The organism is Streptomyces sp. NBC_01433 (assembly GCF_026340105.1).
Taxonomy (GTDB): Bacteria; Actinomycetota; Actinomycetes; order Streptomycetales; family Streptomycetaceae; genus Streptomyces.
Genome location: NZ_JAPEPM010000001.1, coordinates 2090322 through 2106872, shown reverse-complemented (window position 1 = coordinate 2106872; position 16551 = coordinate 2090322). Strand labels below are relative to the sequence as shown.

The following is a 16551-nucleotide window of genomic DNA, read 5'->3' as shown; positions in this document are numbered from 1 at the left end:
ATCGACGCTGACATCAAGCCACTAAATTGGCGCACCAAAGATGTCCGCGGGCCTTCCGGGAGGGGAGCGGTATGGGGGCGGAGCAGATTCGCCGATGGGAATCGGGTGCCCTCGCGCACGCGGTGAGCGACCCCTTCGGGCAGGGACCGCTGCCCTGGCTGCGCGGCAGCGAGAACTATTTCGACGACACCGGTCAGGTCGTCCCCTGGTACGCCGACCCGGACCTCGGCCGCGGCGGTGCCGGCGGTGGGACCAGGCCGTCCGACGATGTGCGCCGGCAGATCAAGGGCTTCGTCTCGCCCAGTGCCGCCGCCCCCGGTGAGGCCATCGACTTCCACATCACCGTGGACCCGCCCCAGCAGTTCTCCGTCGACGTCTACCGGATCGGCCACTACGCGGGTGACGGCGCCGCCAAGATCACGACGAGTCCGCGGCTCTCCGGCATCGTCCAGCCCGCCCCGCTGGCCGCCGACCGCACGGTCTCCTGTCACCACTGGTGGATGTCCTGGCGGCTGCAGATCCCCAGCTACTGGTCGGTCGGCGCGTACGTCGCCGTCCTGACCACCGTCGACGGGTACCGCTCCCACATCCCGTTCACGATCCGCGACGACCGCACCGCCGACCTGCTGCTCCTGCTCCCGGACATCACCTGGCAGGCGTACAACCTCTACCCCGAGGACGGCCGTACCGGCGCCAGCCTCTACCACGCCTGGGACGAGCAGGGGCGCCTGCTCGGCGAGGAGGACGCCGCCGCCACGATCTCCTTCGACCGCCCGTTCGCGGGTGCGGGACTGCCCCTCCACGTCGGACACGCCTACGACTTCATCCGCTGGGCCGAGCGGTACGGCTACGACCTCGCCTACGCGGACGCCCGCGATCTGCACGCGGGCCGCGTCGACCCCAGCCGCTACCGGGGCCTGATCTTCCCCGGCCACGACGAGTACTGGTCGCTGCCCATGCGGCGCACCACCGAGCTCGCCCGGGACACCGGCACCTCGCTCGTCTTCCTGTCGGCCAACACCATGTACTGGCAGGTCGGCCTCGCCCCGTCCGCGTCCGGGGTCCCCGACCGCCTCCTCACCTGCCGCAAGCGCCGCGGCCCCGGAAAACCGGCGCTGTGGCGCGAGATCGACCGGCCCGAGCAGCAGCTCCTCGGCATCCAGTACGCGGGCCGGGTCCCCGAAGCCCGCCCCCTGATCGTGCGGAACGCGGAGCACTGGCTCTGGGACTCCACCGGCGCCCACGAGGGGGACGAGCTCGACGGCCTGGTCGCGGGCGAGGCCGACCGCTACTTCCCGCGCACCAGCCTCCCCGAGCACGACAACCGCATCCTGCTCGCCCACTCCCCGTACCAGGACTCCGAGGGAACAACCCGCCACCAGGAGACCTCCCTGTACCGGGCCCCGTCCGGCGCGCTCGTCTTCGCCTCCGGCACCTTCGCCTGGTCCCCGGCGCTGGACCGCCCCGGCCATGTGGACGCCCGGATCCAGCGCGCCACGGCCAACCTGCTCGACCGGATCTGCAAGCGCGACTGACCGAATCTGCAAGCGCGACTGACCGGATTCGCACGCGCGACTGACCGGATGCGCGAGCAGGACTAGACGGATCCGCAAGCGCGACTGACCTTTCCGGGGCAGACCTCGCGCATCGGGCGGCCCCGCGGCCGTCTCCGCCTCCGGGATACGGGACAATCGGAACCGCTCCTGGATCAACCTACGCGGAGGCAGCGTGTCCGGTTTCGTAGAAAAGCCCGAGCCCGTGCAGGTCCCGGGCCTCACCCACCTGCATACCGGCAAGGTGCGTGACCTGTACCGGAACGAGGCGGGTGACCTCGTCATGGTCGCCAGCGACCGTATCTCCGCGTACGACTGGGTCCTGCCCACCGAGATCCCCGACAAGGGCCGCGTCCTCACCCGGCTCTCGCTCTGGTGGTTCGACCAGCTCGCCGACCTCGTGCCCAACCATGTGCTGTCCACCGAGCTGCCCGCAGGCGCTCCGGCGGACTGGGCGGGCCGCACCCTGGTCTGCAAGTCGCTGCGGATGGTCCAGGTCGAGTGCGTGGCCCGCGGCTATCTGACCGGTTCGGGGCTCGTCGAGTACAACGAGAGCCGTACGGTCTGCGGCATCGGCCTTCCCGAGGGTCTGGTCGACGGGTCCGAGCTCCCGGGGCCGATCTTCACCCCCGCCACCAAGGCGGCCGTCGGCGACCACGACGAGAACGTGAGCTACGAGGCGGTCGCCCGCGAGGTCGGCGTCGAGACGGCCACGCTGCTGCGCCGGACGACCCTTGACGTCTACCGCAGGGCCCGGGACATCGCGCACGAGCGCGGGATCATCCTCGCCGACACGAAGTTCGAGTTCGGTTTCGAGCCCACGCCGGACGGCGGCGAGAGGCTGATCATCGCGGACGAGGTGCTGACCCCGGACTCCTCGCGCTTCTGGCCCGCCGCCACCTGGGAGCCCGGCCATGCCCAGCCCTCGTACGACAAGCAGTTCGTCCGGGACTGGCTGACCTCGCCGGCCTCCGGCTGGGACCGCAAGAGCGAGCAGCCGCCCCCGGCACTGCCCCAGGAGATCGTCGACGCGACGCGCGCCAAGTACATCGAGGCGTACGAGCTGCTGACCGGCTCCAACTGGTAGCACCGCACGGCGGGAAGCGGCACCGCACGCGGTAGGCGCACCGCACGGCGGGAAAGCGAGCGGGATGCAAGAAGGCCCCGGTCCTGAGGACCGGGGCCTTCTTCTACGGAGCGAACGACGAGGTTCGAACTCGCGACCTCAACCTTGGCAAGGTTGCGCTCTACCAGCTGAGCTACGTTCGCATGCGCCGAAGCGCGATGCCTACTATACCCATCCCCGCTCGCGTGCGAGCCGCACTGCCGTATGACGGTTTTCCGCACCGATCTTCGTGACGGCGGAGGACAGGTAGTTCCGTACGGTTCCCTGCGACAGCGAAGCCCGTTCCGCGATCTCCGCGACCGGCGCTCCGTCCGCCGCGAGTTCCAGTACCTCGGCCTCTCGGGCGGTCAGCGGAGAGTCCCCGGCGGCGATGGCGTCGGCGGCCAACTCCGGGTCCACGTAACGGTTTCCGTTGTGCACGCTGCGGATGATCTCGGCCAGCTTGCGGGCGCTCACGGTCTTCGGCACGAAGCCCCGCACGCCCGCCGCCAGCGCCCGCTTCAGGTGCCCCGGGCGCCCGTGGCTCGTCACGATCATGGTCCGGCAGCCGGGCAGCGCGGACCGCAGCGATGTGGCGACGTTCACACCGTCCGCACCCGGCATCTCCAGATCGAGGACCGCGACATCGGGCCGGTGGGCCAGCGCCATGGCGAGCGCCTCGGGACCGGTCGCCGCCTCCGCGACCACGACCAGATCGTCCTCCAGGGCCAGCAGCGCGGCCAGCGCACCCCGGATCAGATGCTCGTCGTCGGCGAGCAGGACCCGTACGGGTGGTGCGGATGTCATCGTTCCTCCGTGAAGGCGCTGTGGTGACCGCCGGGGCCCTCGCCGCGCCGCTCCGGCGACGAAGACGGCTGAGACGAAGACGGCTGCGACGAAGACGGCTGGGAGGACGGCTGCGGCAAAGAGGACGATGGCGACGAGGGCGACAAGGGCGGCGAAGGCGTCCCCGGCACCGTCGCGGTCAGCCGGAACAGGCCGCCGCCCACCGGCCCCGCCTCCAGCGAACCGCCCAGCGCGGCGAGCCGTTCCCGCAGCCCGGCGAGACCGGAGCCGCCGCTGGGGGCTCCTGCCGCGTCCGGCACACCGTCGTTCTCCACGACCAGCACACCGGTGCCCCCGGCGTTCGCGAGCCGGATCGTGCAGCGTCGTGGATCACCGTGCCGCAGCACATTGGTCGCGGCCTCCCGGACGACCCAGCCGAGCGCCGCCTGCACGGGCGGGGCGAGCCGGCCACCGCTCCTGTCCTGGATGTCGCACGCGATCCCGGCGGCCCGCAACACCCCCTGCGCACCGGCCAGTTCCGTACGGAGGTCGGCCTCGCGGTAGCCGCGTACGACATCACGTACCTCCTGCTGCGAGGTACGGGCGATCCGCTGGACCTCGACCATCTGGTCCATGGCCGCGGGATTGCCGCGCTGGGCCAGTTCCACCGCCAGCTCGCTCTTCAGCGCGATCACCGCCAGATTCCGGCCCAGCACATCGTGCATGTCGCGGCCGAACCGCAGCCGCTCCTCGGCGACCGCGAGCCGTGTCTCCACGTCCTGGGCGTCGCGGAGTTTCGCCATCACTCCCAACGACCACGCGGACAGTCGCACGGTGACGGCGATCAGACCGCTGCCGAGGGCCGACCCGAGCATGGTGCCGAACACGAACGAGGTGTCCCCGCCGGCCAGCGCGACGCCACCGCTCAGCGCCAGTGACATCGCCGCCTGGAAGGCGACGGACGCCCACAGCGGCACGAGGAGGACGAACGGGGTGATGAACGGCACCACCGAAGCGCCGAGGGCCAGCCCCAGCTCGGGGAACCGGTCCACTCCGGTGTACGAGCAGAGGACCAGCAGTCCGGCGGCGTTCGCGGCCATCAGGACGAATCCGAGGCCGATGAACCGCCGGTCGACGGTGCGCCGGCCGAGGTAGCCCTCGACCGCGTGGGCGGCCAGCGAGGTGCCGCAGACCCCCTGGGCGATCGCGGTCAGGACCGTCCCGACGATCAGTACGGCGGGCGCGCCGGAGTCCCGCACCGGGCGCGTCACCGTCAGCAGGGACTGGGACAGGACCGTCATCCACACCAGGGAGTACAGCGTGCCGCGGGTGTAGAGATCGATCTTGTCGAAGCCGCTGCGGCTGTGCCAGCCCCGCATTTTCGTCCTCAGCCACATGGCACAGCCCTCCTTCTCAACGACGCGGGTCCCAACGGAACCACCGCTGCACAGCAAACACCGCGAACCCGGTCCAGGCCAGCGCGGTCACCGTCGCCATGAGCAGGTCGCCGCCCCCGGCGCCGCCGAGCCAGCCGTGCCGTACGAGCGTCATGACCCCGGTCACCGGCAGCAGCTCGCAGACCGAGGCGATCCGGTCCGGGAAGACCTCCAGCGGGATGAAGAGCCCCGAGCCCAGCATCGAGACGAAGAACAGCGGCAACGTGGTGAGCTGCGAGCTCTGCACCGTACGGGTCAGTGTCGCGGTGGCCGCCGCCAGCGCGGTCATCAGGAGGAAGCCCAGCAGCAGCCCGGCGACGAGCAGCGCGGGCCGCTGAGGCGCCCCCAGGTCGAAGGCAAGGGTGCCGACCACGACCATCAGTACGCACTGGGCGAGCGCCAGCAGTACGGAGGGCAGGGCGGTCCCGGTCAGGATCTCCCGGTCGGAGACCTCGCCCGTGCGCAGCCGCTTCAGGACGAGTTCCTCGCGCCGGGCCACGTACGCGGAGACGAGGTTCATGTAGACGACCTGGATCAGCACCATCCCGATGCCGCCGGTCAGGGCCGCCCCGGAAACGGTGAGCCCGGTGCCGCCGAGGTCGATCCGGTCCAGCGAGGACTTCATCGCGAAGATCATCAGCAGCGGCATCAGCAGCGCGATGAAGACGGCCGTGCGGTTGCGCATGAGCAGGGTCAGTTCGGCCCGCCCGAGCGCGTTCAGCCGCCTCGCGGCGGTCGAGGCCGTCGTCATGCCGCCACCTGCTCCTTCTCCGGGTGCGCGGCCCGGGTGTGCTGGGCCTTCGCGATGTCGAGGAACGCCTCTTCGAGGGAGGCGGAACGGGCATCCAGCCCTAGCAGCTGAACACCGGACTCCCGTGCCCAGCACAGGAGTTCGTCAAGGGATTCCTGGAGTGCGGGCGTGCGGATCTCGATCCGCTGCCCCTCCGCGGCCGCCCGCAGCGAGAGCGGCAGGCGCGCGGCCGGTACGCCGGCGGGCAGCTCGAACCGGATCCGGGCCGGCTGCCGGGCCGTGACCTCGGCGGTCGTCCCCGTGGTCACGATCCGCCCCTGGTGCATGATCGCCAGCCGGTCGGCGAGCGATTCGGCCTCTTCCAGGTAGTGCGTGGTCAGCAGCACGGTCGTGCCGCCGTCGCGCAGCGCCCGGACGAGATCCCAGGTGTCGCGCCGCCCCTCGGCATCGAGCCCGGTCGTCGGCTCGTCCAGGAAGAGCACCTCGGGCCGCGAGGTCAGGGCCAGCGCCAGGTCGAGACGGCGCTTCTCGCCGCCGGACAGCTGCTTGACCCGCACCCGGGTCCGCGCCGACAGGCCCACGAGGTCCAGGACCTCACCGGCGGGCCGGGCACCACTGGTGCAGGCCGACCACATCCGTACGGTCTCGGCGACCGTCAGATCGGACGGGAAGCCGCCCTCCTGGAGCATCACCCCGGTCCGGGGGCGCACGGCGGCGCGTTCGCGGTACGGGTCGTGGCCGAGCACCCGTACGGTTCCCCCGTCGGGGGCGGCCAGGCCCTCCAGGAGCTCGACGGTGGAGGTCTTGCCGGCGCCGTTCGTCCCGAGCAGGGCGAACAGTTCGCCGCGCGCCACCGAGAAGGAGATGCCGGAGACCGCCTCGAAACCGCCCGCGTAGCTGCGCCGGACGTCGGATGCCTCGATCACGGCGCCCTGCCCGGAGTCACGGCGGTGGCCCCGTCCGCTGTCGCTGAGAATGTCGTCTCTGGTCATGACACCAGACTTCCGCCCGATCGGTTCCGGGAGCAGTGCGCACTGTCATCACTGCTCATGACAAACGTCATCAGGGGGCGCGGCCGACGCGCGGAGATATCGGAGAAGACCCGGGACCCTTGGAGATCGACCCGGGACCCATGGAGATCGGCGAAGACCGACGTGGATACGACAAAGGCCCCGACCGATATCGGTCAGGGCCTTTGATCAAGAGCGGACGACCAGGTTCGAACTGGCGACCTCAACCTTGGCAAGGTTGCGCTCTACCAACTGAGCTACGTCCGCATTGCTACCACTCGGCTTTCATCGGTGGAGCGCTCACCACTCTACCCGATCCAGCGAACTGGTCGAACAAGGTGATGCAGAGCGGGTGACAGGAATTGCACACTGCGCCTTCCCCCTGGAAGGGGGATGTTCTACTACTGAACTACACCCGCACGCTGCGTGGGATTCGGCTTTGCGGCCTCGCCCCTCGGCGTGCTCCAGACTCTAGCCGACCTGCGGGGGTGTCGCGCAAGTCGGCTCCCTGCGGGTGTCGCGCGAAGGGTCCGGAGCGGGCGCCGAGGAGGGGGTTGCGCACGGGTGCCCCGCGCCTGACGGTGCGACGGCCGAAGCGCCGACCGCCACCGCCGGCCCGGCCGTGCGGCCGGACCGGCGGTCACCGGAAGTCGGGCGTCGGCGCGGCCCGCCGGGTCAACTCGCGGCGTGGAACGCCTCGTAGACCTTCTTGGGGATCCGGCCGCGGGCCGGCACCTCCATCCGGTGCGAGCGGGCCCAGGCGCGGACGGCCGCCGGGTCGGGGGCGAGTGCGGTGTGGCTGTACGACACCGGCTTCCTGCCGTGCTTGCCCGCGTTCGTCTGCTTGCGACCGGCTGCCACGTACGGCGCCAGGGTCTTGCGCAGCTTCTTTGCATTGACGGGATTGAGGTCGATCTCGTACGTCTTCCCGTCCAGGGCGAAGGTGACCGTTTCCGCCGCTGTTCCCCCGTCGATGTCGTCGGAGAGCGTAACCACTACGCGCTGAGCCACGGATATCGGTCCTTTCCTACGGCATCCGCGCGTCGGGCTTGCGCTGATGCCGGCCTTCCGGCTGTTAGGCGGATGTGGATGCGGATGGGGATCGACTGATGTCGACTGTTCCGGCGTTCCAGTGTTCCAGGGCAATGTTGCTTTCCCCGGTAATCATTTGTACAGCGGTTGGCACCGCATTGTGAAGCCCAGCCAATTACATCCGCGTGTCCGCATGCAATCCGGGCATGATTTTTTCCAGGACTTTCCCCGTGTGTTGTCCCGTCCGATATCTCGGCGTGATCTGCTTCGCCCGATATCTACCCGCGTAGAATTTTCGGCCAGGTACGCTGAGTGGACCCGCGGGGGTCTGGGGAACCCCCCGTAGACACAGCCGCACCACACCACCGGGAGTGCCAGTGGCACGCGTCGTAGTCGACGTCATGCTCAAGCCGGAGATCCTCGACCCGCAGGGACAGGCGGTGCAGCGTGCACTGCCGCGTCTCGGCTTCGAGGGAATCGCGGACGTTCGTCAGGGAAAGCGTTTCGAGCTGGAGGTCGAGGGACCGGTCGACGACGCCGCCCTGGCCCGTATTCACGAGATGGCCGAGACCTTCCTCGCCAACACCGTCATCGAGGACTTCGTCGTGAAGGTCGAGGAGCCGAAGTGACCGCTCGTATCGGAGTCGTCACCTTTCCCGGCACCCTCGACGACCAGGACAGCCTGCGGGCCGTCCGGATCGCGGGCGCCGAACCCGTCTCGCTCTGGCACCGTGACAAGGACCTGCACCAGGTCGACGCGGTCATCCTGGCCGGGGGCTTCTCCTACGGCGACTACCTGCGGGCCGGGGCCATCTCCCGCTTCTCGCCGGTGATGGAGACGGTCATCGAGAACGCGCGGGGCGGCATGCCGGTCCTGGGCATCTGCAACGGTTTCCAGATCCTGACCGAGGCGCACCTGCTGCCCGGCGCGATGCTGCGCAACAACCACCTCCACTTCATCTGCCGCGATCAGACGCTGCGGGTGGAGAACGCGGAGACCGCCTGGACCTCGGACTACACCGCGGGCCAGGAGATCTCCGTACCGCTGAAGAACGTGGACGGCCGGTACACCGCCGACGAGCACACGCTCGACGAGCTGGAGGCCGAGGGCCGTGTCGCGTTCCGTTACGTGGGCGCGAACCCCAACGGCTCGCTGCGCGACATCGCGGGCATCACCAACGCCGCGGGCAATGTCGTCGGCCTGATGCCGCACCCGGAGCACGCCGTCGAGCCGCTGATCGGAACCGGTCGCACCGACGGCCTCGGGTTCTTCACCTCGATCATCAAGAAGCTGGTCAACGCATGAGCCTGGATACGGTCAAGCACGCGGCCGAGACCCCGGAGACCGAGCAGCCCTGGAAGGACCTCGGCCTCAAGGAGGACGAGTACGCCCGGATCCGCGAGATCCTGGGCCGCCGTCCCACCGGCGCCGAGCTCGCCATGTACTCCGTGATGTGGTCCGAGCACTGCTCGTACAAGAGCAGCAAGGTCCACCTCAAGCAGTTCGGCGAGAAGGTCCCCGCGAACGACGCGATGCTCGTCGGCATCGGCGAGAACGCCGGTGTGGTCGACGTCGGCCAGGGTTACGCGGTCACCTTCAAGGTCGAGTCGCACAACCACCCCTCGTACATCGAGCCCTACCAGGGCGCGGCCACCGGCGTCGGCGGCATCGTCCGCGACATCCTCGCCATGGGCGCCCGCCCGGTCGCGGTCGTCGACCCGCTGCGCTTCGGCGCGGCCGACCACCCCGACACCAAGCGCGTCCTGCCGGGCGTCGTCGCGGGCATCGGCGGCTACGGCAACTGCCTGGGGCTGCCGAACATCGGCGGCGAGGTCGTCTTCGACGCCTGCTACCAGGGCAACCCGCTCGTCAACGCCGGCTGCATCGGCGTGATGAAGCACGAGGACATCCACCTCGCCCAGGCTTCGGGTCCCGGCAACAAGGTGATCCTTTACGGCGCCCGCACCGGTGGCGACGGCATCGGCGGCGTCTCGGTGCTGGCCTCGGAGACCTTCGAGTCGACCGGTCCGGCCAAGCGTCCGGCGGTCCAGGTCGGCGACCCGTTCCAGGAGAAGCTCCTCATCGAGTGCACCCTGGAGATCTTCAAGGAGAAGCTCGTCGCGGGCATCCAGGACCTCGGCGGCGCGGGTCTGTCCTGCGCCACGAGCGAGCTGGCCAGCGCCGGTTCCGGCGGGATGCGCGTCGAGCTGGACACCGTGCCGCTGCGCGACTCCTCCCTCTCGCCCGAGGAAATCCTCATGAGCGAGTCGCAGGAGCGCATGTGCGCGATCGTCGAGCCGCAGCACGTCGAGCGGTTCATGGAGATCTGCGAGAAGTGGGACGTCATCGCCACCGTCATCGGTGAGGTGACCGAGGGTTCGCAGCTGGAGATCTTCTGGCACGGCGAGCAGATCGTGGACGTGCCGCCGCGGTCCGTCGCCCACGAGGGCCCGACGTACCACCGCCCGTTCGCCCGCCCCTCCTGGCAGGACGCGCTCCAGGCCGACGACGCGGGCAGGCTCGCCCGCCCGGCCGACGGTGCCGAGCTGCGCGAGCAGGTCCTCAGGCTGGTCGCCTCCCCCAATCAGGCGTCCAAGGCGTGGATCACCGACCAGTACGACCGTTTCGTGCAGGGCAACACCGTGCTCGCGATGCCCGAGGACGCCGGCATGGTCCGGATCGACGCGGAGTCGAACCTGGGCGTGGCCATGGCGACCGACGGCAACGGCCGTTACGCGAAGCTCGACCCGTACACGGGTGCGCAGCTCGCGCTGGCGGAGTCGTACCGCAATGTCGCCGCCTCCGGCGCCAAGCCGCTCGCGATCTCGGACTGCCTGAACTTCGGTTCGCCCGAGGACCCGGACGTCATGTGGCAGTTCGCCGAGGCCACCCGTGGTCTCGCGGACGGCTGCCTGGAGCTGGGCACCCCGGTCACCGGCGGCAATGTGTCGCTGTACAACCAGACCGGTGAGACGGCGATCCACCCGACGCCGGTCGTGGCCGTGCTCGGTGTGATCGACGATGTCACCCGGCGTACGCCGGTCGCCTTCGCGGAAGAGGGCCAGCTCCTCTACCTGCTGGGTGACACGCACGAGGAGTTCGGCGGCTCGGCCTGGTCCGAGGTCATCCACCAGCACCTCGGCGGCATGCCGCCCAAGGTGGACCTGGGCCGCGAGAAGCTGCTCGGCGAGATCCTCATCTCGGCCTCCCGCGACGGCATGATCGACGCGGCGCACGACCTGTCGGACGGCGGTCTGATCCAGGCGGTCACCGAGTCCTGCCTCCGTGGCGGGAAGGGTGCCCGGCTGGTCGTGCCGGACGGTCTCGACGCGTTCACCTTCCTCTTCTCCGAGTCGGCGGGCCGGGCGATCGTCTCGATCCCGCGCAGCGAGGAGCTCCGCTTCAACGACATGTGCGGGGCACGCGGTCTGCCCGTGGCCCGGATCGGTGTCGTGGACGGCGACGAGATCGAGGTCCAGGGCGAGTTCAGCATCCCGCTGAGCGAGCTGCGTACGGCGCACGAGGAGATCATCCCCGCGCTGTTCGCCTGAGCATTCCGTCTCTCCGAAGCCCCTGTCCGGTCCGTCCGGGCAGGGGCTTCGGCGTATCCACCGTTGCGCGAGATTACGTAATTACGTAAGGTTGAGTCATGGGGCTTGAAGAACGTGTCGCCGAGCTGGAACGGCGGCTCACCGCGCTGGAGACGTCGGACCGCGAGGCGCCGGACGAGGCGCCGGACCGTGAGGCGCCGCAGCTCGGCGAGGGCGACTTCTGGGCGCTGGAGGGACTGAAGGCGCAGCTCACCGAGGTGGGGGGCGCGGCCGACAGCGGCGGAGTGCTCTACACGGGCGCGGTCCGGATGCCCACCGGCGAGGGCTACGAATGGCAGTACGGCGTCCTCACCGAGAGCCTCATGGACGCGGACTGGGCGGACACCGCCGAGTCGTTCGCCGCGCTCGGCCACCCGGTACGGCTGCGGCTGCTCCGCGAGATCCTCGGCGGCCGTCGCACGGCCGCCGAACTGGCCGCGCTCGACGAGGTCGGCACGACCGGCCAGATCTACCACCATCTGCGCCAACTGACCGGCGCGGGCTGGCTGCACACGACGGGACGCGGGCGCTACGAGGTGCCGGGCGGCCGGGTGGTGCCGCTGCTGGTGGTGCTGACGGCTGCCCGGCCGTGACGGGCCGCCCGACAGAACGTCCCGACCACGGGCTGCCCGGCAAACGGAGCGCCCGACAACGGAACGCACGACCGATCAGGGGGAAGACATGTCTGTCCGCAAGGTACTGATGGTGCTGCACCGCGTGTGCTGGATCGTCTTCGTCGTCATGGCCGTCGTGGGGGTGTTCGCCGAACGGCTCTATCCGTTCTGGGCGACCTTCGTGCCCGCGGCAGCCGCGATAGCCATCGCTCTCCACCTCAGCCGCAGCGCTGTCGCGTCCCGCGCCCGGGAGCCGCGGCGCCGCCCCGCCGTCGAGGTCGGCCCCCCGGTGGCGGGGCGCTGGACCGCGCTGAACAGCCCGGCGGACAAGGTGCCCAGCCACGGCACGCACGTGTACGGGCAGGCGTACGCGATCGACATCGTCGCCGAACCCGAGGGGGAGGACGCACCGGTCCGGCCGCCGTTCCGCTGGGTGTGGCCGGTCGTCCGCCGCAACCGGGACTTCCCGGCGTTCGGTGCCCCGCTGTTCGCGGTGGCCGACGCGACCGTCGTCCACGCGAGCCACGGGCAGCGCGATCACCTGAGCCGGAACTCGGGTCTCGCCCTCGGCTATCTGATGCTGCTGGAGGCTTCCGTGCGGGACATGTTCGGCGCGAGCAGAATTGTCGGAAATCATGTCGTTCTGGACCTGGGTGACGGCGTATTCGCCCTGTACGCCCACCTCCAGCGCGGTTCGCTCCAGGTGAAGACCGGGGACACCGTCCGGGCGGGGCAGCAACTCGCCCGTTGCGGGAATTCCGGAAACTCCACCGAACCGCATGTGCATTTCCAGCTCATGGACGATCCGGATCTGGATGTGGCCCGCGGAATTCCGTTCACCTGGCGGGGCATCGGCGTCCCGGCCAATGGTGACGTGTTCAGCGCGGGGGAGCCGGTCGGTCCCGCCTGATCCGGGTGCGGGGCGGTGTCGGGGGTGCCGGTTAGTCTCGGCCGTATGCCACCGGCCAAGAAGCGTCCGCGCACCTACGACCACGCCAGGACCCGGACCGCGGTCCTCGACCAGTTCGCCCATGTCCGGGAAGCCGTACGGGTTCTGACGCCCGAACAGCTCGCCCTGCCGACCCGGCTCGGGGACTGGAAGGTGCGGGACCTGGCCGCGCACCTCACGATGGCGCTCTCCCACGTCAGCCGGAATCTGGAGCTGCCGGAGCCCTCGGGCCCGAAACCCGAGGTCGGGCTGCTCCAGTGGCCGTCCTCCACCGCCGCGCGGGCCGGACGGATCACCGACGACACCCTGGCCCTCGCCCTGGACCGCCCCGACCTCGACGCGCTGTACGCGGAGACCGCCGAGCGGTTCGCGGCGGCGGTGCCGGAGGGAGCGGGGGACCGGCTGCTCCCGACCCGGGTCGGGACGATGCGGCTCGTCGATTTCCTGGTCACCCGCACCGTCGAACTCGTCGTGCACACCGACGACCTGAACGAGGCGGCCGGGCTCGGCATCCCGTACGACCGGCAGGCGCTCGCCGCCTGTACGCGGCTGCTCGCCGATGTCCTCGCGGACCGGGCGCCCGGCGGCTCGGTCGAGGTGCGCGTCCCGCCGTTCGCCGTCGTCCAGTGCATCGGCGGCCCCAAGCACACGCGCGGTACGCCGCCCAATGTGGTGGAGACCGCACCGCTCACCTGGATCCGGCTCGCCACCGGACGTACGGGGTGGGCGCGAGAGCTCGACGAGGCCCGGGTCAGCGCCAGTGGCGAGCGGGCCGATCTCGCCGACCTGCTGCCGCTGATGGGCTGATGGGCCGATGGGCCGAATGGCCGGGGAGGGGAACCGGATCGGCCGTTCGTTCCGTCAGATGGCCATGCGCACACAACGTATGGCTGTCAGCGTCCTGGCCCTCTTCACCCTTGCCGCCTGCGGGACACAGTCGGGCTCCGGAGCGGACTCCGGCTCCGGCGACGGCAGAGGCAGCGGCACCGTACGGACGGACGTGCCCGTCAGCGGGGTCCGGTGGAGCGTCGACTCCTTGACCGTGGGCGGCGAGAAGACCGAGGCCCCGGCCGGCGCGCACGTCGAGATCGGCCCCAAGGGCCGGGCCACCGGCAGCCTGGGCTGCAACCGCTTCACCGCCGACGTCCGTGTCGAAGGCGACGCGGTGACCGTCGGGCCGGGCACCACCACCGAGATGGGGTGCGAGAAGGATCTTCAGCGGTTCGAGAAGTCCCTGTCCCGGACGTTCAGCGGCAAGCTCACCGCGGCCGTGGACGGCAGGGACCTGACCCTCACCACGCCCAAGGGGGACTCCATCAGCCTCACTTCGCAGCCCGCCGCCCCGCTCACCGGCACCAAGTGGAGGGTGACCACGCTGGTCAGCGGCAGGACCACCACCTCGTTGCCCGCCGACACCCCGCCGGACCGGGCCCCGCACCTCACCTTCGGCAAGGACGGCACCGTGGAGGGCAACCTCGGCTGCAACAGCTTCCACGGAAAGGCGGCCGTGGCGGGCTCCACCATCACGTTCGGGCCGCTCGCCGCCACCCGCCGGATGTGCCCGGCGGCGGAGATGGAGGTGGAGCGGTCCGTCCTCGCCGCCCTGAAGGGGGAGACGACGTACGTGATCAAGGGCCAGGCCCTGTCCCTCACCGCTTCCGGCGGCAAGGGAGTCGGCGCCGCGGCACCCGCGCCCGACAAGGGCTGAGAGTCAAGGGCTGAGAGGTAGGGGGGAAGGGAACGGTGAGCGCCGACCGCCGCCTCAGGGGCTCGTACGAGCCCCACCGGCCCCCGTACCCGTGCCCCCGGTGTGAGGCTCACCACGAAACGAGCGTTCGGCCAGCGGGCGGCCCGCCGTCGGCGCCGGTTCACCCAGTGCCACGGCCGGGCTCCCTCCGCTCACCCGTGAACGGCACCGGCGACCGGCCGGTAATCGGCTCCGTATCGGGGCGACGCCCGCGCCCCACGCTTCCGCACACCCTCCGGACGTCTCCCGGGAGCCGCCCGATGATCACTCCCCGTGATCACGCGAAGCCCCCCGAAACGCCCTCCCCGGCCCGCTTCCCGGTACGTTCCCGGTGCTCCGGCGGTCCTTCGCCGACCGGTCCCGAATTCGGACCAGTGGTCGATCTCGCCTACACTCGGTGCTGTGCCCCGTGGTGATGGACGACTCAACCACGACCTGCTCCCCGGAGAGAAAGGCCCCCAGGACGCTTGTGGCGTCTTCGGTGTCTGGGCTCCGGGTGAAGAGGTCGCCAAGCTCACCTATTTCGGACTGTATGCCCTGCAGCACCGTGGACAAGAGTCCGCGGGCATCGCAGTGAGCAACGGGTCCCAGATCCTCGTCTTCAAGGACATGGGACTGGTCTCGCAGGTCTTCGACGAAACGTCTCTGGGATCTCTCCAGGGCCATATCGCGGTCGGTCATGCCCGTTACTCCACCACCGGTGCCTCGGTGTGGGAGAACGCGCAGCCGACATTCCGTGCCACCGCGCACGGCTCGATCGCCCTGGGCCACAACGGCAACCTGGTCAATACGGCGCAGCTCGCCGAGATGGTCGCCGACCTTCCCCGCAAGGACGGCCGGGCCACCCAGGTCGCCGCCACCAACGACACCGATCTGGTGACCGCGCTGCTCGCCGGCCAGACCGATGACGACGACAAGCCGCTCACCATCGAGGAAGCCGCCACGAAGGTGCTCCCCGAGGTCAGGGGCGCCTTCTCGCTCGTCTTCATGGATGAGCACACGCTGTACGCGGCCCGCGACCCGCAGGGCATCCGCCCGCTGGTCCTCGGCCGTCTGGAGCGTGGCTGGGTGGTGGCCTCCGAGTCCGCCGCCCTCGACATCTGCGGCGCCAGCTTCGTACGTGAGATCGAGCCGGGCGAGCTCGTCGCCATCGACGAGAACGGCCTGCGCACCTCGCGATTCGCGGAAGCGAAGCCCAAGGGCTGCGTCTTCGAGTACGTCTACCTGGCTCGGCCCGACACCGACATCGCCGGGCGGAACGTGTACCTCTCCCGCGTGGAGATGGGCCGGAAGCTGGCCGCCGAAGCCCCGGTGGACGCGGATCTGGTCATAGCGACGCCGGAATCCGGTACGCCCGCGGCCATCGGCTACGCGGAGGCCAGTGGAATCCCGTTCGGCGCCGGACTCGTCAAGAACGCCTACGTCGGCCGGACCTTCATCCAGCCCTCACAGACCATCCGCCAGCTCGGCATCCGCCTCAAGCTGAACCCGCTCAAGGAAGTCATCAAGGGCAAGCGCCTGGTGGTCGTCGACGACTCGATCGTCCGCGGCAACACCCAGCGCGCTCTCGTCCGGATGCTCCGCGAGGCCGGTGCCGCCGAGATCCACATCCGGATCTCCTCCCCGCCGGTGAAGTGGCCCTGCTTCTTCGGCATCGACTTCGCGACCCGCGCCGAGCTCATCGCGAACGGCATGTCGGTCGACGAGATCGCCACCTCGATGGGCGCCGACTCCCTCTCGTACATCTCGCTCGACGCGATGGTCGAGGCGACCACGATCGCCAAGCCGAACCTGTGCCGCGCCTGCTTCGACGGTGAGTACCCGATGGAGCTGCCCGACCCGGAGCTGCTCGGCAAGCAGCTGCTGGAGACCGAGCTGGCGGCCGGCCCCGCGGCGACCGCCGCGGCCGACGCGCTGCGCCGTCCGTGACCCGGACCGGCCGGCGGCCTTCCCACCAGCCCCGTATCTCCACACGAA

15 protein-coding genes and 3 tRNA genes are annotated in these 16551 nt (G+C 70.1%); 10 read left to right on the top strand and 8 right to left on the bottom strand.

What is annotated here, in order from left to right:
* Nucleotides 1–71: 71 nt before the first annotated feature.
* Both OG413_RS09540 and OG413_RS09535 read left to right on the top strand, forming a co-directional pair.
* Nucleotides 72–1535 carry a N,N-dimethylformamidase beta subunit family domain-containing protein gene (locus tag OG413_RS09540; protein ID WP_266804248.1) on the top strand — a complete coding sequence of 488 codons (1464 nt, stop codon included), beginning with the start codon at nucleotides 72–74 and terminating at the stop codon, nucleotides 1533–1535.
* A gap of 193 nt (nucleotides 1536–1728) precedes the next feature.
* The gene (locus OG413_RS09535; RefSeq protein ID WP_266804246.1) at nucleotides 1729–2640 is read left to right on the top strand and encodes a phosphoribosylaminoimidazolesuccinocarboxamide synthase; all 912 of its coding nucleotides are present in this window, start codon (nucleotides 1729–1731) and stop codon (nucleotides 2638–2640) included.
* Nucleotides 2641–2749: 109 nt separating this feature from the next.
* Here OG413_RS09535 and OG413_RS09530 read toward each other — a convergent pair.
* From OG413_RS09530 to OG413_RS09495, 8 genes are all read right to left on the bottom strand, one after another.
* Nucleotides 2750–2822, bottom strand: a tRNA-Gly gene (locus OG413_RS09530).
* A 22-nt stretch (nucleotides 2823–2844) separates the two neighbouring features.
* Entirely contained in the window at nucleotides 2845–3465 is a 621-nt protein-coding gene (locus tag OG413_RS09525) for a response regulator transcription factor (RefSeq protein WP_266804244.1), read from the bottom strand.
* On the bottom strand, nucleotides 3462–4841 hold the full coding sequence (locus tag OG413_RS09520; protein ID WP_266804242.1) for a sensor histidine kinase: 1380 nt from the start codon (nucleotides 4839–4841) through the stop codon (nucleotides 3462–3464). The genes OG413_RS09525 and OG413_RS09520 overlap by 4 nt, the downstream gene beginning before the upstream one ends.
* 16 nt (nucleotides 4842–4857) lie before the next feature.
* Entirely contained in the window at nucleotides 4858–5631 is a 774-nt protein-coding gene (locus tag OG413_RS09515; RefSeq protein ID WP_266804240.1) for an ABC transporter permease, read from the bottom strand.
* Complete coding sequence (locus tag OG413_RS09510; protein WP_266804238.1) at nucleotides 5628–6623, bottom strand: ABC transporter ATP-binding protein; 996 nt, start codon at nucleotides 6621–6623, stop codon at nucleotides 5628–5630. The genes OG413_RS09515 and OG413_RS09510 overlap by 4 nt, the downstream gene beginning before the upstream one ends.
* A gap of 212 nt (nucleotides 6624–6835) precedes the next feature.
* Nucleotides 6836–6908: transfer RNA gene (locus OG413_RS09505), tRNA-Gly, on the bottom strand.
* 80 nt (nucleotides 6909–6988) lie between these two features.
* Nucleotides 6989–7060: transfer RNA gene (locus OG413_RS09500), tRNA-Gly, on the bottom strand.
* Nucleotides 7061–7316: 256 nt separating this feature from the next.
* A complete protein-coding gene (locus tag OG413_RS09495) occupies nucleotides 7317–7652 on the bottom strand; it encodes an Lsr2 family protein (protein ID WP_266804236.1) in 336 nt (111 codons plus the stop codon).
* Between the two features lie 398 nt (nucleotides 7653–8050).
* Between OG413_RS09495 and purS the strand changes: the two genes are divergently transcribed.
* The 8 genes from purS to purF all read left to right on the top strand — a co-directional run bounded on the left by purS (nucleotide 8051) and on the right by purF (nucleotide 16503).
* Nucleotides 8051–8302: a phosphoribosylformylglycinamidine synthase subunit PurS gene (gene purS, locus OG413_RS09490; RefSeq protein WP_073722102.1), complete on the top strand. Its 252-nt coding sequence runs from the start codon at nucleotides 8051–8053 to the stop codon at nucleotides 8300–8302.
* The gene (gene purQ, locus OG413_RS09485; RefSeq protein ID WP_266804232.1) at nucleotides 8299–8979 is read left to right on the top strand and encodes a phosphoribosylformylglycinamidine synthase subunit PurQ; all 681 of its coding nucleotides are present in this window, start codon (nucleotides 8299–8301) and stop codon (nucleotides 8977–8979) included. Before purS ends, purQ begins: the two co-directional genes overlap by 4 nt.
* Nucleotides 8976–11225, top strand: coding sequence for a phosphoribosylformylglycinamidine synthase subunit PurL (gene purL / locus OG413_RS09480; RefSeq protein WP_266804230.1), 2250 nt, complete (start codon nucleotides 8976–8978; stop codon nucleotides 11223–11225). Before purQ ends, purL begins: the two co-directional genes overlap by 4 nt.
* Before the next feature lie 98 nt (nucleotides 11226–11323).
* Complete coding sequence (locus OG413_RS09475) at nucleotides 11324–11857, top strand: helix-turn-helix transcriptional regulator (RefSeq protein WP_266804228.1); 534 nt, start codon at nucleotides 11324–11326, stop codon at nucleotides 11855–11857.
* An 88-nt stretch (nucleotides 11858–11945) separates the two neighbouring features.
* A complete protein-coding gene (locus OG413_RS09470) occupies nucleotides 11946–12788 on the top strand; it encodes a M23 family metallopeptidase (protein ID WP_266804226.1) in 843 nt (280 codons plus the stop codon).
* 45 nt (nucleotides 12789–12833) lie between these two features.
* The gene (locus tag OG413_RS09465; RefSeq protein WP_266804224.1) at nucleotides 12834–13634 is read left to right on the top strand and encodes a maleylpyruvate isomerase family mycothiol-dependent enzyme; all 801 of its coding nucleotides are present in this window, start codon (nucleotides 12834–12836) and stop codon (nucleotides 13632–13634) included.
* Between the two features lie 64 nt (nucleotides 13635–13698).
* A complete protein-coding gene (locus tag OG413_RS09460; RefSeq protein WP_266804223.1) occupies nucleotides 13699–14535 on the top strand; it encodes an META domain-containing protein in 837 nt (278 codons plus the stop codon).
* Between the two features lie 441 nt (nucleotides 14536–14976).
* Nucleotides 14977–16503 carry an amidophosphoribosyltransferase gene (purF, locus tag OG413_RS09455; RefSeq protein WP_266804222.1) on the top strand — a complete coding sequence of 509 codons (1527 nt, stop codon included), beginning with the start codon at nucleotides 14977–14979 and terminating at the stop codon, nucleotides 16501–16503.
* The last annotated feature ends 48 nt before the right edge of the window (nucleotides 16504–16551 follow it).

Coding starts and splice junctions, on each gene's coding strand:
- OG413_RS09540 (WP_266804248.1), top strand. CDS start 72: ATGGGGGCGGAGCAGATTCGCCGATGGGAATCGGGTGCCCTCGCGCAC.
- OG413_RS09525 (WP_266804244.1), bottom strand. CDS start 3,465: ATGACATCCGCACCACCCGTACGGGTCCTGCTCGCCGACGACGAGCAT.
- OG413_RS09520 (WP_266804242.1), bottom strand. CDS start 4,841: ATGTGGCTGAGGACGAAAATGCGGGGCTGGCACAGCCGCAGCGGCTTC.
- OG413_RS09515 (WP_266804240.1), bottom strand. CDS start 5,631: ATGACGACGGCCTCGACCGCCGCGAGGCGGCTGAACGCGCTCGGGCGG.
- OG413_RS09510 (WP_266804238.1), bottom strand. CDS start 6,623: ATGACCAGAGACGACATTCTCAGCGACAGCGGACGGGGCCACCGCCGT.
- purL (WP_266804230.1), top strand. CDS start 8,976: ATGAGCCTGGATACGGTCAAGCACGCGGCCGAGACCCCGGAGACCGAG.
- OG413_RS09475 (WP_266804228.1), top strand. CDS start 11,324: ATGGGGCTTGAAGAACGTGTCGCCGAGCTGGAACGGCGGCTCACCGCG.
- OG413_RS09470 (WP_266804226.1), top strand. CDS start 11,946: ATGTCTGTCCGCAAGGTACTGATGGTGCTGCACCGCGTGTGCTGGATC.
- OG413_RS09465 (WP_266804224.1), top strand. CDS start 12,834: ATGCCACCGGCCAAGAAGCGTCCGCGCACCTACGACCACGCCAGGACC.
- OG413_RS09460 (WP_266804223.1), top strand. CDS start 13,699: ATGCGCACACAACGTATGGCTGTCAGCGTCCTGGCCCTCTTCACCCTT.